Here is a 14,221-nt window from a genome sequence, read left to right as displayed (position 1 = left end):
TCTTCGGGGCCTTCTTGATGGCGCTGCCCTCTTCCGGGAGCGGCTTGGTGCCGTCGACCAGGGCCTTGAAGGACGCTCCGGGGCGAAAGCGGACCGCCCGGGTGGCCTCCACCTTCACCCGCTCTCCGGTCTGCGGGTTGTGCGCGAGTCGCGCCGGACGCTCCACGGGTGCGATCGAGCCAAAGCCGGTCACGCTGACCCGCTTCCCCTCGGCCACCGCGCGGACGATCGAGTCGAAGACGGCCTCCACCGCCTCTGCGGCGACGGTCCGGGAGCCGATCTTGGCGGCGACGTCCTCGATGAGGAGCTTCTTGTTCATGGCTGTCCTTCTGTGGGTTGGGGTGGGAAGCGGCCGAGATCAGGCGGCGGGCTCGCCGAGTGCCAACGCCCAGTGGTTGGCGGCTCGGGGCGCGGCCTGCGGCACGTAGGCGACGGCCTCGACGGGGATGTCCGCGTAGCTGCCGTAGGTGCGGCGGCACAGGTTGCCCTGGGCCGTCGTGGCCGGATTGGTGTGCGAGTCCGGGTCGTTGCTGCCGATCAGGTGCGCCCACCGCTCGTAGACGCCCTCCTGGGGCCGGTGCATGTGCAGCCGGACGCCCATGCCGTACTCCACGCCGTCGTAGAAGATGGCGGCGAACTCGATGCCGGGCGCGGGCAGGTCTGGGTTCAGCTGAGCGATGAGCGCCACGGCCGCGACGGGGCCGAGGAGTTCGCGCATCGATCGGTTGTTCATCTGTCCTACTCCTTCGGTGGATCAGGCGACGTCGGGGAGTTCGAGCTGCTGCGCGTCCGGCTCGTCCTCGGCGTCGAGTGGGTTAGGGCCGGGCTGGTAGAAGGGCTGGCAGTCGGGGCACTGCTGCTCGACGGCGCGGCGGTGGGCGCGGGACCCGGCGGCGGTGCCGCACGACTTGCGGATGACCGCCGTCGGCAGCTCCGAGGGGTCGGCATCCGGCAGGGCGTGAACGATCACGCCGTTGAGCCAGATCCGGCCGCCGCAGACGCCGTCGAAGTCGTTCTTGGCGGGCAGGACCTGCCGGATGCAGGCGGCTCGGTAGGGGCAGCCGCCGCAGACGTAGAGGACGGGTTCGCAGATGGCGACCAGGTCCTTACCGGTCTTCCACCGGTTGTCGGCCACGGCGAAGTCGGGATCGCCCCAGCAGGGGGCGTGGTCGGTGACGTGTGTGCCGGGGAGGGCACTGCGAGATCCGGTCACAGGACGGGCTCCAATCGCTGGCCTATCCACCGCGCGACGTTGACGGAGACCGCGTTGCCTGCCTGCATGGTCTGTTCGGCCTGGTTGCCGTAGACGACGTACTTCGCCGGGAACCGCTGTCCTTCGAGCTGTTCGCGGGGCTTGAGCATCCGGAAGTAGCAGTCGTTGATGTCCGGCGCGGAGCGGACCAGGGCGGCCGAGTCGCGAGTGGAGAGGGTGTGGACGGGTTCGGCGGCCGTCTTCACTGCGGCCTTGCGGTACGGCACGACGAGGGTGTTCCTCGCCCACTCCGGCACACGGCCGGCGTGGGTGACCAGGCCGTGATGGTTGCCCTGTGCGGTGACTCCGCTCAGCGGATTGGCCGCAGGGCTGGCGGTGGCGTGGTTGCGGAACTCGACGATGAACGGGTCCACCGTCAGGAGTGCTTCGCTCTCCCGGGTGGTGCGAGTGCGAAGCGGCACGTCGACGGGAACGGCGTCGGTGTTCCACGAGCCGCCGGTCGGCACCAGGAGGGCGTCACCCTGCTTGGCCGTGCGTGTCGGCAGGGGCCGGTCCTCGACGGCGTACGCCCGGTCGCCGCCCTCCTTGCCGTGCGTGAGGGTGATCGAGCTGGGCCGGTAGGGGAACTTGAGGAGGCCCGCGCGGATGCGGTCCATCGTGGTGTCCACGAGGGGCTTCTTGCGGTCGCCGATGCGTGTGCCGAGATCGTCCCAGTTGATGATGTCGCTGGCCGGTCGGACATACGGCTCGACCATGGCGTGGCGGCAACGGCTCTTGGGGCAGCGGTAGATGTAGTCGCGCCGGTACTTCCCGATCCGTACGCCCGCCACGTTCCACGACTGGACGGCGTGCACGTCCTCGCCGCAGTCCACGCACGGCGCGAGGGGCCTGGGCTCCAGGTCAGGCTTCCGCATGGTCTTGAGGGTGAAGACCACGTACATCCGGTCGCGCCACTGCGGGGCGCGCAGGTTGACGTCGTCGCCGATGTGGGCGCTGCTGACGCAGACGATCTGGTACTGGTAGCCGAGCAGTTCCATCGCTTCAAGCCACTTCGGGAACAAGATCCAGTCGAGACCGAACTCGACGACGTTCTCCACGACGATGGCCTTGAACCGCTTGGCCTCGGCTGCCCGGACGACGCACCAGCCTGTGACCCGGGTCCGCTCGAAGGCGTCCTTGGTCAGAGCCTCCCAGTCGTCGCCCTCCTCGATGAGGTCGAGCAGATCCATCTGGTGGGTCTCGCGCCGCCGCCCGCCCGCGGGGCTGATCTCCGTGCAGATGACCGACGCCCACAGGACGTCGGCGTTGGGCAGATAGCGCATCGGGAATCCGGAGATGTCGATGCAGGCGTGGTCCGCGTTGCGGTGGTTGGCGGCGTGCGTGTCGATCGCGAGTTGCCAGTGGTTGATCCCGAGGATCAGTTCGTACCCGGCTTCGACAAGCCCTGTGCTGCTGCCTCCTGCGCCGCACAGCAGGTCGATGACTTTGGCCATGGTGGTGGTTCGTTCTCCAAGAGGTCTACGGAGCCCGGCCCCGCAGCGCGGGGCCGGGCAGCGGCCGGGATCAGTAGGTGCGCAGGCCGCCGTGCGTCCGGGCGCGGCGCAGAAATGCCGTCCACGCGCGCCATGTCGAGTCGCCCATGGGCATCTCGGCGATGTCCACGTGAGGGTGAGCCTCGTAGGTGGTCAGGGCGGCGCTGATCTCGGCGACGGTGACGAGGAAACCGCCGTTGACCTGGAGCTTGTAGGACGGGATGCCGGTCGGCTTCGGCTCGGCGGCGTCCAGGGCGGCCTGGTACGCGGCGCGGAACTCGGCGATACGGTTGGCCGTCGCCTGGTCCGGCTGGGTGCCAGGCTGGAAGTCCTCGATGGCCAGTCCGTACGCGGACAGGGTCGGGACGGAGGGAACGGGCAGCTCGGTGAGCATCCCGAAGTTGGCCATCGCGTCGAGCGTTCGCGGCATCGCCGTCCAGGCGAAGCGGAAGTAGTTCTCGTCGCCTTCGGCCAGCGTGCCGTCAGCGGTCTGGATGTAGATGTCGTATCCCACGGGGGTGTTTCTCCAAGAGGTCTGCGGCTGTCCGGCCCGGGTGAGCGGGCCGGACAGCGTTCAGCGGTGGGCGGCGTGTCGGGGGTGCTGCTCGCCGCAGGTGGTGCACCTCGGGACCCGGTTGCGGGCCTCCCAGCGCAGTTCCTCGACGACGAGCACGGCCAGGCCGGCGGCGACGCCGAGAGCGAGCGCGAGCAGCGCGAGCGAGACGGTCATCGCGCCACCGGCTCGTCGCGGGCCGGGCAGGGCTGCATGAGCTGCATGCAGGCGACCAGAACGGCCTGGGCGTCGTTCGTCCTCAGCGCGTTGTCCAGCGCGGCTTGCACGCGGGCTCGCTCCTCGTCGTTCTGCACGTGGGCGATCACGCAGGTGCACGGGCGCTTGGTGGTCTCTTCGACCGCGCTGGGCCGGTCCGCTTCCGCGCCGGGCATCAGGCGCTCACCAGGCCGACGTGGGCGAGGTAGATGGTGACGATCTCGCCCTTCAACTCCCAGATGGTCAGGGGCCAGTCCGTGCCGCCCTGTTCGTGGATGCACCGCCAGCCGCGCTCCATCAGCTCGTGGGTGGCGTAGCCGTACTCCTTGACCGCCGCGTTGCGGTCATCGAAGGGTCCCTGGACGAGCTTGCTGATGCGCCTGTGGTCTTTCGTCACGCCGTCGAGCTGGACGGACATGAGGTCGATCAGCTTGGGCGCGAGGCCCCGCTCGGCGACGAAGGCGGCGATGGCTTGGACGAGGGGGACGACGTTGTTGGCGTTCTGCGAGTGCTCGCCGTCCTCGGTGGAGTTGTAGACCAGCTCGTCAACGGTCGGGTTGTCCTCATGGGCCCGCCTGACGTGCCAGCCCTCGACCTCCGTGGGGTCCAGGGGCAGTTCCTCGACCGAGGAGATCCACAGGTGCGATCCGTCGGTGAGCTGCGCGGTGATGCCGAACATGCCGCCGCAGATCTCGACGTCGGCGACGAGCGGGATGCGCCGCAGCGCGGTGATGACCGGCTCGTAGGCGTTCCACAGCTTGCGCCACAGCGGGTCGTCGGTGTTGCCGTGCACGGGCATCGGGGCCATCTGCGCGAGGTGGTTGCTCACGGGTTTCTCTCCAAGAGGTCTTGTGCCGCCCAACAGTACAGAGTTGGGATCTATTTCGGAATCGATTGAAACGCCTGCCCTAGCAGACGGGGGGCCTCCTGCGCTCCTCGCGCGCACCTCGGGCGACGGCGGTCAGGACCGCCAGCTCGTCGGCGCGCTGCTGGGCCGCGTCAGCGATGCGCCGGGCCTGGTGGGCGAGGCTGCGCGCCTGCATGAGGGCGTGGTGGTTGTCGCGGGGGTCGAGGTAGATCTCCGCGCCACCGATCTCATTGAGCAGTTCGGTCACGATGTCGTCCCGCACGTGCTCGGCGTGACCGAGGCCGTCGAGGTCGCGTTCACGTTCGGCCTGGTCCTTGAGGTCGGCGATCTGGATGAGCATGTCGCCGACGCCCTCAGGGTCTTCGCGGTAGAGGTCGGCAAGGGTGCGGATCTGCTCATGGGCGGCGGCGCTGCCGTCGAGCACGATCGCGCCCTTGTGCGCGCGGCGAAGGGTGGGCAGGTAGCTCATGTTGTCCTTCCGGGTTCGAGGGGGCCTTCCCCCCTCTTTCTGGTTCTATTCTATATGCAATACCAGGGATGTCCAGATTCCTGGCGAAAAATTCCTTTGGGGGCCTAAGTTTTTTGCTGTCTGCGCGCCTTGGATTCGCGCAGTGCCTCACGCACGGCCCGGCGGGCGGACTCCACCGACTCCGGCCGCTCCTCGACCTGCTGGCGGCGGCTGGCCGCCTCCTCGTGCCACTCGTCCCAGAAGCGCCCGTGCTCCTGATGCTCCGCCGCCTTCGCCTCCTCCCGCTCCCTCTCGCGCCCTGCGCGCGGGTTGGTGCCGCACCCACGGCAGGAGGCAGCAGGACGGCCCTGGTGCCGCGCACAGCCCTTCTGCGGCACCTCGCGGTCCGGCGTCGGGGTCTCTGTCGGAGCGGGCTCAGGCTCCCCTACGGCGTCAGCCGTGGGGGTAGGGGGGAAAGGAAGGACAGAGGAAGAACCAGGAAAGGAAGGGGTTTCACCGCTGGAACCCAGTGGGTTCCCCCCGTGAAACTCATCGGGTTCCACCGGTGGAACCCGGCCCTCTGTCCCCTCCGGGTTCCCCCCGTGGAACCCTGCCTCTCCTTCTGGGTTCCCCTGGTGGAACCCTGCCTCCACCTGCGGCTTCTCAGCCCGCTGTTGCCGTTCGGCCTCGCGGGCTTCGACGTCCTGATAGGTCATCGCGGGCTTGGCCGGAGCCGAGCGCACCACCCCCGAGCGGGCCTTGCGGGGGTTCTTCGGGGCGGCCTTGCGGGCCTCCGCAGCCTCCTTGAGCTCCGGCGTGGTCGGCGTGGGAGGTACGCCGAGCGGGAAGACCCGGTAGACGGCGGATCGACCCGCCTTGCCGGTCTCGACCCGTTCGACGAGGCCCTTGGCTATCAGCTCCGTGACGATGGTGATGGCGCGTTTGTCGGTCACGCCGACCCAGGCAGCGAGGCGGGTCAGGCCGGGCCGCGCGAGACGCGTCTCGTCGTCGGCGCTATCCGCGATCTTCATGAGGGCGAGCTTCTGGCTCTGGCTGAGCACATCAGGCGGCAGATACGCCGCGGCGATCATCAGTTGGATGGACACGGTTCCCCTTGGGCGGTGCAGGTGTGGCGGCAGGACGGGCGCCCCGCCCGTGGCTCACGGGCGGGGCTGAGGAGTTCGGGGTTCCGGGTCAGGCCGGCGCGACGTTGATGACCGGAGCCGTCTTCTTGCCGGTCTTTCGCCGCGGGACGGGCAGCCCGGCCGCCTTGAGGTTCTTCACCATGCGATCCGCGTCCGGCTTCATCGGTACGGGGATGCCAGCGACCTCGTGGAGGTCGACCATCGCCTCCACGTCGTCCTTCTCCTCGTCGTTCCCGCCGCGCCAGGAGAGCTTGTTGGGCCCGTAGATGCCGGCCGGGGACTGGTCCAGCTTCTTGCGCGCGAACGTCTTGATCCGGTTGCCTTCGCTAGCGAGTTCGTGTCCCTTCACGTAGTCGATGAGCGCCTGTTCGCGGTCGGCGTCGTTGTGGATGAGGGCCGTCTGCTCCGGGACCCCCGGGGCTGTCCCCGGCCAGCACAGGGAGCGGAAGGGGCAGTAGTCGCAGATGGCGTCGAGACCCGGTCCGTTGAAGTCACGCGGCATCTCTTCGGGGTCGCTGGTCTCGCGCACGCGCTCCACCCACCACTGGGCCTCGGCGGCCCGCTGCGGGTCGAAGTCGATCTCCTGGATGTGCTCGGCGCCGCTGTCGCGGTTGATGAACCGGAAGCGGATGCGGCCGATGTCCAGCGGTCCAAGTCGAGACAGGTACCGCTGGCCCGGTACGTCTTCGAACCCGACCTCGTGCAGTGCGCCCGCGTACAGGTGGACCTGGCGCAGCTCGGCCTCCGTAGCCCCGTACCGAAGGACGCGGTCCCACATGTAGGTGGACTTCGTCTTCACGTCCTCCACGGTGAGCACGTCAGCGGGTATCACCGGTCTGTGCCGGGCGGGCAGGCGGGCGGCGGTCGGCGCATCGAGCTGGACGACGTCGACGTGACCCCGGATCAGGTCATCCTGGACGCTGCGCTCCACCAGCCATCCGTACTCCGTGCGCGCCGACTCCAGCAGGCCGAAGTGGATGAACGTGCCGAGGATCGCCGCGCGCTTGTCGGCGTGGTCGGTCGGGGTGACGCCGTGCAGGATGTAGGCGGCGCGTCGGCCGCACACGGTGTCGGAGGCCCCGAGCTGGGTCTGTCGGGAGCGGGGGCGGCGGGCGTCGACGTAGTGGGCGGCGTCCCAGATGGAAGGGGCGACGCCGTCAACGATGGTGGCTACGGACATGGGAGTTCTCCAAGAGGTGCGTGCGGGCCGGTCACTGCTCGGCGTCCTCGTCCTGCTCGGCGGCCTTCCGCTTGGCGGCGGCGCGAAGCTTGTCGGCGTCGGTCAGTGGGCCCTCGCCCATCTCCGAGCGCGGGTTGTCCAGCTCGGCCGCCCTCTGCTCGGCGGCGGCCCGGACGGTGGCGATCTCGTCCCGGCTAAGGCGATTGGCCGGGTCGGGGACGGAGCGCCACAGCGCGCCGAGGGCTTCCTTGTCCTTCAGCTCGGCGATGCGGGTCAGCCACGGCTGCACCAGGTCACCGGCGAGCGCGGGCATCACGCGCGGCTGGGATTCGATGGAGCAGCCGAGCCCGTTGAAGACCAGGTCCTCGATGCTGAAGTCCCGCAGCGTCAGGGGCTTCCTCTGCTCCACGCGCATGCGCAGGGACCGCACCTTGATGATCTGGGGGTCGGCGTCACGCTTCATCCGCACCCAGCAGGTCGAGTCGAAGCCAAGGTCCTTCTGGGCCGAGACCTTCCACTCTGTCTGGTTCTGGATCGGCTGGCCGTTGTCGTCCGTGGCACTGACCTGCTTGCCGCGGGCCAGGACGATGGCAATGCCGGGGAGGGTGCGCAGCAGGTAGATGATCCTGTTCCACCGCTCCAGCGCGTCGTTCCACAGGTTCCGGCCGATGTCGTAGGCGGCATCGGGGTCCTCCTGGAGCAGCTTGCGGTTCTTCCGCGTCCTGCGGCCCCGCTCGTACGTCCAGTTGGTCAGCATCCGCCACAGGGCCGAGCCCGAGTCGATGGTCAGGACGACCGGCGGCTCCCCGGCCGCTGCGGCACGCCGAGCTTCGGCGTGCACGGCCTCGACCTGCTCAAGGATGTCCCTGTAGGTGCCGTCGTGCTCGATGATCAGGTAGTTCGCGCCCTCGATCGCCGCGTACTCGTCGGCCGATCCCTCATCGAGGTCGATCCAGTACATCTGGCCGATGCGCTCAGAGGCGGAGAACTGGGCGGCCGAGTAGGTCTTGCCGGCGCCCTCCTCCCCCTCGATGAGGATCAGCGGCCACGGCACGATGCCGGTCGGCTTGCGGGTCTTGAGCTTGATGGCGGGCGGCTTGGCGGCGCCCGCTGGTGCGTTCACGATCTGGCTCCAAGAGGTCGTGGTCAGTCCGTGCGCAGGGCTCGGACTTCGAATAGCGGGGACCACTCCGGGTGTTCGGCCAGCAGGAGCCGGACGTACCGGGAGCGGTAGTCGTTGTTCAGCGCGAACTCGTCGCCGCGGGTGGCCGCGCCGTACTGGTAGCGCAGGAGCTCGAAGAGCATCCCGATGCCGATGCGGCCGAACCCCTTCTCCGCGCAGTCGGCGGTCATCCGGGCCAGCGCCCTGAGGACCCAGGGGTTGAGCGCGTGGAATGCCTCGAACCGCTGCTGGATGGTCAGGTTGCCGACGTCGGCGGGGTGGCGAACGGGCTGGATGGTGCCGAACAACGGCGGCTGTTCGATCAGCAAGGCTCTCCCCCTCAGAGATAGTACGAACACCCTGGAGTGTTGGAATCTATCTTCGGGCAGGAGGAATGTCGATCGACAACATCATCGACCCACACCTGGCGGCCCTCTCGGACTGGACACTCAACCCCCCACCGAATGAAGCGCACCCCCGACCGGGTACGCTTCTATTCTATATGCAAATAGGGGTTGGATCAAGAACAAGTGGCCTTCTTTGCAGGCTAGTTGGGGTTCTTGCTGGCCGCCTTGCCTCGCGGCACGATCCTGGCGCCGGGACCGTCATACGTACCGTCGCGCAGCGCGGCCAGGACGCGTTCGTCGACCGCCCAGTCCACACCGCGGGCCCCGGCCTGGAGCGCGGGAACGTCCTCCACGACCGGCTCCAGGAGCCAGATCGGTGAGCCGGACAGGGTGTAGTCGGCAGCACGGAAGCGGCCCGTGCTGACCGCCTTCCTCAGCAGAGCCCCGGAGGGCAACTGGAACAGCGCCACCAGCTCGGCTTGTCCGACCAGAGGCGGAAGCTGGTCCACCTCGCCGACCCAGTATCCCGGGTCCTGCTCCTTGACCAGCCGCGCAAGCTCGACCTCGTTGACGTACTTCGTACGCGGAGTGGTCTGCCCGAAGCCCTTCACGAACTGGAGAAGCCAGTAGGGCGAGCCGCTGATGATCTTGGCGTACCGGTAGTCGAGCGTGTGGTCACGGCTGATCCACTGACTCACCTGGAGCCGCTTCACGTCGTACAGCGCGGCGAACTCCGCCCCGCCGGCCAGGTACGGCTTCCTCGCCGATGGCCTCTGGTCCTCTGGCACTCCATCGCCTCCCGCTCGCGGTACGTCTGCATATAGATTGTAACCAGTGCGGGAGCGGAGTCCGTGTCCCCCCGAAACCCGGGTAGTGTGGGGGCTTCCAAGAGGTCGAAGGCCCCCGTCGCGAGACGGGGGCCTTCTTCCTTGCTTACTCGAGCGGCGCTCGGCGTCACGCCGACCGGGTCAGGTCCTCGGCAGCGAGAGCTGCGGGTCCTCGTACTTCGGCGGCCGGGCGTAGCCCAGCAGCCAGCCGAATCGGGGCGACACGTGCTCCTCGGCGAAACGGAAGACTCCGTAGTAGACGAAGATCACGGCGGGAGTGAGGACACCGGACACGGCGGTCGCGTCCAGGTCGAGGCCGTGCCGCAGGGCCACCGCGACGAGCCAGCCGACCGCGGCAGGCACCCCGGTGCGCAGAAGAGATGCGTACAGGTTCATGGATTGTGCTCCTTGATGGGATCGAGGGTCAGCCGAAGAGGCGAGCCCAGGTCTGGGGGCCGGGGAAGCCGTCGGCGTCGGAACCGCTCCACTTCTGCGCGAGCTGGAAGTCCCTGACGTTCAGACGGTCGGCCTCGCCCCAGTCGCGGGTCGGGCCCACGCGGTAGTGCTTGCCGAAACCGCGCCGGACGAGCTGCTGGCCCAGGAGGAGGATCGAGGCGTTCGACTTGCCGGGGCCGAAGGCGCTACGGCCGGGGAACGGCGGCGGTCCCGGCTTGGGCGCCGGACTCGCCCCAGTGGGCCACTTCGGCATCGGGCCCGGGTCGGTGTGCTGGTTCTCGGGCACCTGGCCATGCCCGTAGTGCCCGCCCTTCGTCTCCCACGTGTGCTCGCTGCGGTTCGCGTTCCAAGTGGGCGTGCCCATCGGCCAGACGTCGGGCACGCCCCAGCTCCTGGCCCAGGTCAGGATCTTGTCGAGACCCTTGGCCGGGGTGTCCCGGACGGTCGCGTACGCCTTCCCGCCCACACGGCAGTAGGGGAAGAACAGCGTCTCGACCTGGAGGCACACCTTCCCCGTGCGGTTCGTCCGCGTGCCGCCGGCGGCGTCGACGACCGACTTGGAACGGCTGTTGGCCGGGTAGAACTGGGCGGTCCGTCCCGTGAACGGGTCCCACAGGAGGTGCGGAGCGGCCCCGCTGCCTCCGCCCGTGAAGTACCGGACGAGCTGGTCGAAGGGCACGAGGTCGGCGGGCTTGGCCGCCGTGCCGTTCTTGTCCCAGGTGATGTGCCAGATCACGCGCGGGGCGTACTTGGTGTCGGTGGGTGCCGTGTCACTGAGCGGGTGCCGCTCGGCTCCGGGCAGCCAGAGATCGGGCATGAGGCGCGTCCTGCTTCTCCCCCGCGCCATGAGCGATCTTGAGGGGCGTTCCTTCGTGCGCTACGGGCTGCCGCGGGCGGCGAGCAGCAGTTGCAGCACCGTGAGGAGTACCGGGGCGATGAACGCGGAGATGATCAGACGCCGGTTGGTGCTCGCCTGCTCGCGGTCCTGGTCCCGCTCGACCTTCACGGTCTCCAGTTCGCGTTCGAGGGTGTCGATGCGCAGAGCTAGGTTGCGCTGGTCGGCGCGGTAGACGTCCACGGTGACCACCTGGTTGAGACGGTTCGCCAGAGCAGCGATGTCGCTGCGCAGATCGTCGCGGAGCTGTGCGAGATCGTCGCGCTGGTCCTCGCGCAACTGAACGACGGCGCGGTGCAGTTCCCACAGCGTGGGTTCCGCGCCCGGCGGCGGGATGCTCACCGCGTGCTCCTTCGGCGATCGGTGGCCCCGCGCCACGCCTTGATCATACGGCCGCACGGGACGCCACCAGATCTCGAAGGCACACCCCCTACTTCGTGTAGGTCACGCGTAGCTGAGGAGGGTAGGTCTGCCCGACTCCCTGAGCGCGCCCGTAGTAGTTGAGGTCGGAGTTGTTCGGGTCCAGCGCGATTCCACGCCAACTTGTGCTGTCGAACACCGCAGTGATGTCGACCCATTTTCCGACGTTCTTTCCCCAACTGATTGTCTGCGACTCACTGTCGGAGCTGAACGTCGACGGCCGCGAGGTGAATTTGTGCGCCTTGATGACCGCCTTGCCGCCGCTGTTGTAATACCAGTGATCGAAGTAGAGGAATACTTCCGCTTTCTGAATGGCGGCACCGGACAGGTCGGTTCCGAGCGATGCGGGGAATCCGATCAGACTCGCCTGCATTCCATTGGTCGAGCTGTAATAGCCCTGGAGACACTGATTTCCGTAGTACGAGTTGTAGGCGCCACGATTCGCATAGCTGCCGGACCAGGAGGCCGCGTAGGTCTTGGTGTAGGTCTTCTTCGGCGGAGTCGTCGTTCCTCCGCCCACGTTGTATACGCCGGTCTCGGGGACGTACGGCCCCACATCCTCGACGTACATCACGCCCTGGTAGGTGGTGCCGCCGAAGAGGCGCACGGTCTGACCGCTGGGGCCGCTCTGGCATCGGAAGGTCGTCAGCAGGCGGTGCAGGCCCGTCTTGAACGCTGCGCCGGACCGGATGGTCTCCAAGTGAATGCGCTGGTACCCGGCCGTGGGCATGGGGTAGGTCACGGACTGAATCTGAGGCGAAGAGATCGACGGGGTCTGCGCGCCGCCGTCCCGAAGGGTCACAACGAGTTCGCCGCCGGCTGCGGACGGATCGGCGTAGCAGTCCAGGACTATGCGATACATACGGCTGGCATCGGCGTCAAAGGACAGCTCGACAAATCCGTATTCACTGCTCCCCGCCGTGACGGAGCTTGCCTGATAATCGACGGCCACGAGACCGCGGGCGAAGCTGGCCAAGTACGTCTCGAACGGGTCGCCGCCGATGGTGAGAGTGCCAGCTACGGCCAGGTCCGCAACACCGGTATTGCCGTCCTGGTCGATGGTGGCAACCGCAGTGCCATCGTTCGTCAGCGTCACATAGTTCGGTGTGCCGGTGGTCAGCGAGACGGCCTCTCCCCCGGACTCGTCGTACAGGCGCAGTCCCTCCGGAGAGAGCTCGGCGCGGGCACCGCTCCCCGGGGTGGAGAGAACGGCGCGGCATTCGAGGTTGTCGAAGTAGGCGCTGCCGACGGTGGTCGTGCTGCCGGTGCCGTCGACCCCGATCCGCATGTTGGCCTGGGTGGAGTTGGCCGGGACGGTGACGACCTTGGAGATACGCTGCCACGTGCCGTCGGTGACTGGGGCAGTGACGACAATTCCGTCCGAGCCGAGGCGCGTACCGGCCTCGTCGTAGAAGCCGAGGAACAGCTTCACGCTGGCCCCGGTGAAGTCCGCAGTGGTCTTGTAGTCGGCGGCGATCCAGTAGCGGTCTCCGGGCAGGACCGGGGACGTGGCGTGCTGGACCCAGCGGTACGCCCCAGCAGCCGAGGTGATGCGCAGCCGCTTGGCGGAGTTGTTGCCCCCGTCTTCGACGGCGAAGACCGCCGGGTCCTGACCGGCCAGACCAGCCGCGACGACGCCGGTCTCGTAGGAGGGGTCTCCGACCAGGTTGCCGTTGGTGCCGATCGCCAGCCGAGACGCTGAGAGCGAGCCCGCGGCGATGTTGCGGGCGGTCAGCGTGTTGGTGGCGATCTCGTCGCCGGTGAGGGACAGCGCCTTGACCTCGCGGGCGGTAAGGGTCTTGGCGACGACCTTCTCGCCGGTAACGGACTGTGCGGCCAGTTCCAGCGTCCCGATGGACTCGGCCAGGACCATGCCCGCGCCGATGACGGTTCGGATCTCGGCATTGTCGAAGTCGGCCGTGCCGACGGTGGCCTGGAAGTCTTGCAGCCAGACGGTGGCGGTTACGGTCCCGGCGGGGGCTTGCACCTGCTGACTCACGCGCGCCCATACGGCGCCGGGGGTGGGTGTCGCGATGGCGGTGCCGTAGCCGAGTACTGCGCCTGTGGCGTCCTGCCAGCGCAGGTAGAACCGGACGGAGTTCCCCGCCCAGTCGGCGGAGACCCGGTAGTCGAAGGCGAGGAAGAAGCGGTTGCCGGGCGAGACGGGCAACTCGGTGATGCGGAGACTGGGAGAAGCGGCCGTGGCGCTGGTGCCGTTGACCCGCAGGGCCTTCGGCGAGCCGTTGCCGTCGACAAGCGCCCACTGGCTGTTCGCGGCGACGAGCTGTTCGGTGAACGCTCCCTCGAACGACGGGTCCGGCATCAGGTTGCCTGTGCCGATGGCGAGCTGGTTGTGACCGACTGCACCGATTTGCAGCTTGGCGCGGGACACGGCGCCCTCGGCGAGCGCGGTCTCGCCAACGATGCCGTCCAGGACCTCTTGGGCGACGACCGGCCCCGGGGTGACCGGGCCGCTCTGGACTGACGGGGGCGACGCGACGCCCGAAGAACTGCGCGTCAGCAGGCGGACGTACAGCGCCTGCTCGGCGGGGATGGTCAGCGTGCCGCCGCGCGGGGATTCGAGTGTGCCGCGCAGGGTGGCGGCGCCGGGTGTGAAGTTGTCGAGGCCGGCCGCGTGGACCTCGACGCGGGCGAAGTCCAGCGGCGCGGCGACGGCGTCGGCGAAGGTTCCCTCCCAGGTGGCGGCCACGCCGCCCGGTATCGCTGTGACGGTGGGCTGGCTCGGGGTCGGAGGCGTCGGGCCGTTGACGACGTTGACTCCGGTGGTGCCGTCGGGTTGCTGGCCTATGACCGCGCGCAGGGACCCGTCGTCGTCGAAGACGTTGATCGCGCCGTCCTCGATGGAGGAGTACGCGAGCTGGGCCGTGCGGCTGGTGCTTTCGAGGCGCCGTTCGACGGCGGCCAGGCGGGCGGCGAGGCTGGCGATCTGGTTGGTCAT

Annotated in this window: 17 protein-coding genes and 1 pseudogene; all 18 read right to left on the bottom strand. The window is 68.4% G+C overall.

Annotated features, from left to right (window positions below):
- Position 1 precedes the first annotated feature (1 nt).
- A pseudogene (locus ACWD3E_RS03310) lies at positions 2-319 on the bottom strand (HU family DNA-binding protein); the annotation flags it as partial.
- A 39-nt stretch (positions 320-358) separates the two neighbouring features.
- Positions 359-733, bottom strand: coding sequence for a hypothetical protein (locus ACWD3E_RS03305; protein ID WP_138055410.1), 375 nt, complete (start codon positions 731-733; stop codon positions 359-361).
- A 21-nt stretch (positions 734-754) separates the two neighbouring features.
- Positions 755-1,213, bottom strand: a complete 459-nt coding sequence (locus tag ACWD3E_RS03300) for a hypothetical protein (protein ID WP_351867290.1) — start codon at positions 1,211-1,213, stop codon at positions 755-757.
- Positions 1,210-2,706, bottom strand: a complete 1,497-nt coding sequence (locus ACWD3E_RS03295) for a DNA cytosine methyltransferase (protein WP_451385818.1) — start codon at positions 2,704-2,706, stop codon at positions 1,210-1,212. The genes ACWD3E_RS03300 and ACWD3E_RS03295 overlap by 4 nt, the downstream gene beginning before the upstream one ends.
- Positions 2,707-2,776: 70 nt before the next feature.
- Positions 2,777-3,259 (bottom strand): hypothetical protein, encoded by a 483-nt coding sequence (locus ACWD3E_RS03290; RefSeq protein WP_451385817.1) that lies wholly within the window; start codon positions 3,257-3,259, stop codon positions 2,777-2,779.
- A 60-nt stretch (positions 3,260-3,319) separates the two neighbouring features.
- A complete protein-coding gene (locus ACWD3E_RS03285; protein WP_164932258.1) occupies positions 3,320-3,475 on the bottom strand; it encodes a hypothetical protein in 156 nt (51 codons plus the stop codon).
- A complete protein-coding gene (locus tag ACWD3E_RS03280; RefSeq protein WP_128803091.1) occupies positions 3,472-3,690 on the bottom strand; it encodes a hypothetical protein in 219 nt (72 codons plus the stop codon). The genes ACWD3E_RS03285 and ACWD3E_RS03280 overlap by 4 nt, the downstream gene beginning before the upstream one ends.
- Complete coding sequence (locus ACWD3E_RS03275) at positions 3,690-4,343, bottom strand: hypothetical protein (protein WP_451385816.1); 654 nt, start codon at positions 4,341-4,343, stop codon at positions 3,690-3,692. The genes ACWD3E_RS03280 and ACWD3E_RS03275 overlap by 1 nt, the downstream gene beginning before the upstream one ends.
- Positions 4,344-4,422: 79 nt before the next feature.
- Complete coding sequence (locus tag ACWD3E_RS03270) at positions 4,423-4,851, bottom strand: hypothetical protein (protein ID WP_356859078.1); 429 nt, start codon at positions 4,849-4,851, stop codon at positions 4,423-4,425.
- 104 nt (positions 4,852-4,955) lie between these two features.
- Positions 4,956-5,921, bottom strand: a complete 966-nt coding sequence (locus ACWD3E_RS03265; protein ID WP_451385815.1) for a helix-turn-helix domain-containing protein — start codon at positions 5,919-5,921, stop codon at positions 4,956-4,958.
- A 103-nt stretch (positions 5,922-6,024) separates the two neighbouring features.
- The gene (locus tag ACWD3E_RS03260; RefSeq protein ID WP_451385814.1) at positions 6,025-7,155 is read right to left on the bottom strand and encodes a PD-(D/E)XK nuclease family protein; all 1,131 of its coding nucleotides are present in this window, start codon (positions 7,153-7,155) and stop codon (positions 6,025-6,027) included.
- Between the two features lie 31 nt (positions 7,156-7,186).
- Positions 7,187-8,278 carry an AAA family ATPase gene (locus ACWD3E_RS03255; protein ID WP_171053097.1) on the bottom strand — a complete coding sequence of 364 codons (1,092 nt, stop codon included), beginning with the start codon at positions 8,276-8,278 and terminating at the stop codon, positions 7,187-7,189.
- Between the two features lie 23 nt (positions 8,279-8,301).
- Complete coding sequence (locus tag ACWD3E_RS03250) at positions 8,302-8,646, bottom strand: hypothetical protein (RefSeq protein WP_164932256.1); 345 nt, start codon at positions 8,644-8,646, stop codon at positions 8,302-8,304.
- Positions 8,647-8,864: 218 nt separating this feature from the next.
- Positions 8,865-9,452 (bottom strand): hypothetical protein, encoded by a 588-nt coding sequence (locus ACWD3E_RS03245; protein ID WP_451385813.1) that lies wholly within the window; start codon positions 9,450-9,452, stop codon positions 8,865-8,867.
- Between the two features lie 180 nt (positions 9,453-9,632).
- Complete coding sequence (locus ACWD3E_RS03240) at positions 9,633-9,887, bottom strand: hypothetical protein (RefSeq protein WP_397788274.1); 255 nt, start codon at positions 9,885-9,887, stop codon at positions 9,633-9,635.
- A gap of 28 nt (positions 9,888-9,915) precedes the next feature.
- Positions 9,916-10,764 (bottom strand): peptidoglycan-binding protein, encoded by an 849-nt coding sequence (locus tag ACWD3E_RS03235; protein ID WP_451385812.1) that lies wholly within the window; start codon positions 10,762-10,764, stop codon positions 9,916-9,918.
- Between the two features lie 60 nt (positions 10,765-10,824).
- Positions 10,825-11,184, bottom strand: a complete 360-nt coding sequence (locus ACWD3E_RS03230; protein ID WP_451385811.1) for a hypothetical protein — start codon at positions 11,182-11,184, stop codon at positions 10,825-10,827.
- Between the two features lie 88 nt (positions 11,185-11,272).
- A complete protein-coding gene (locus tag ACWD3E_RS03225) occupies positions 11,273-14,221 on the bottom strand; it encodes a hypothetical protein (protein ID WP_451385810.1) in 2,949 nt (982 codons plus the stop codon).

The organism is Streptomyces sp. NPDC002676 (assembly GCF_053592455.1).
This window is presented reverse-complemented; position numbering and strand designations above follow the sequence as displayed.

Excerpts from the sequence above, each read along its gene's own strand:
- ACWD3E_RS03305 (WP_138055410.1), bottom strand. The coding sequence starts at position 733 with ATGAACAACCGATCGATGCGCGAACTCCTCGGCCCCGTCGCGGCCGTG.
- ACWD3E_RS03295 (WP_451385818.1), bottom strand. The coding sequence starts at position 2,706 with ATGGCCAAAGTCATCGACCTGCTGTGCGGCGCAGGAGGCAGCAGCACA.
- ACWD3E_RS03285 (WP_164932258.1), bottom strand. The coding sequence starts at position 3,475 with ATGACCGTCTCGCTCGCGCTGCTCGCGCTCGCTCTCGGCGTCGCCGCC.
- ACWD3E_RS03280 (WP_128803091.1), bottom strand. The coding sequence starts at position 3,690 with ATGCCCGGCGCGGAAGCGGACCGGCCCAGCGCGGTCGAAGAGACCACC.
- ACWD3E_RS03270 (WP_356859078.1), bottom strand. The coding sequence starts at position 4,851 with ATGAGCTACCTGCCCACCCTTCGCCGCGCGCACAAGGGCGCGATCGTG.
- ACWD3E_RS03265 (WP_451385815.1), bottom strand. The coding sequence starts at position 5,921 with ATGATCGCCGCGGCGTATCTGCCGCCTGATGTGCTCAGCCAGAGCCAG.
- ACWD3E_RS03260 (WP_451385814.1), bottom strand. The coding sequence starts at position 7,155 with ATGTCCGTAGCCACCATCGTTGACGGCGTCGCCCCTTCCATCTGGGAC.
- ACWD3E_RS03240 (WP_397788274.1), bottom strand. The coding sequence starts at position 9,887 with ATGAACCTGTACGCATCTCTTCTGCGCACCGGGGTGCCTGCCGCGGTC.
- ACWD3E_RS03235 (WP_451385812.1), bottom strand. The coding sequence starts at position 10,764 with ATGCCCGATCTCTGGCTGCCCGGAGCCGAGCGGCACCCGCTCAGTGAC.
- ACWD3E_RS03225 (WP_451385810.1), bottom strand. The coding sequence starts at position 14,221 with ATGACCAACCAGATCGCCAGCCTCGCCGCCCGCCTGGCCGCCGTCGAA.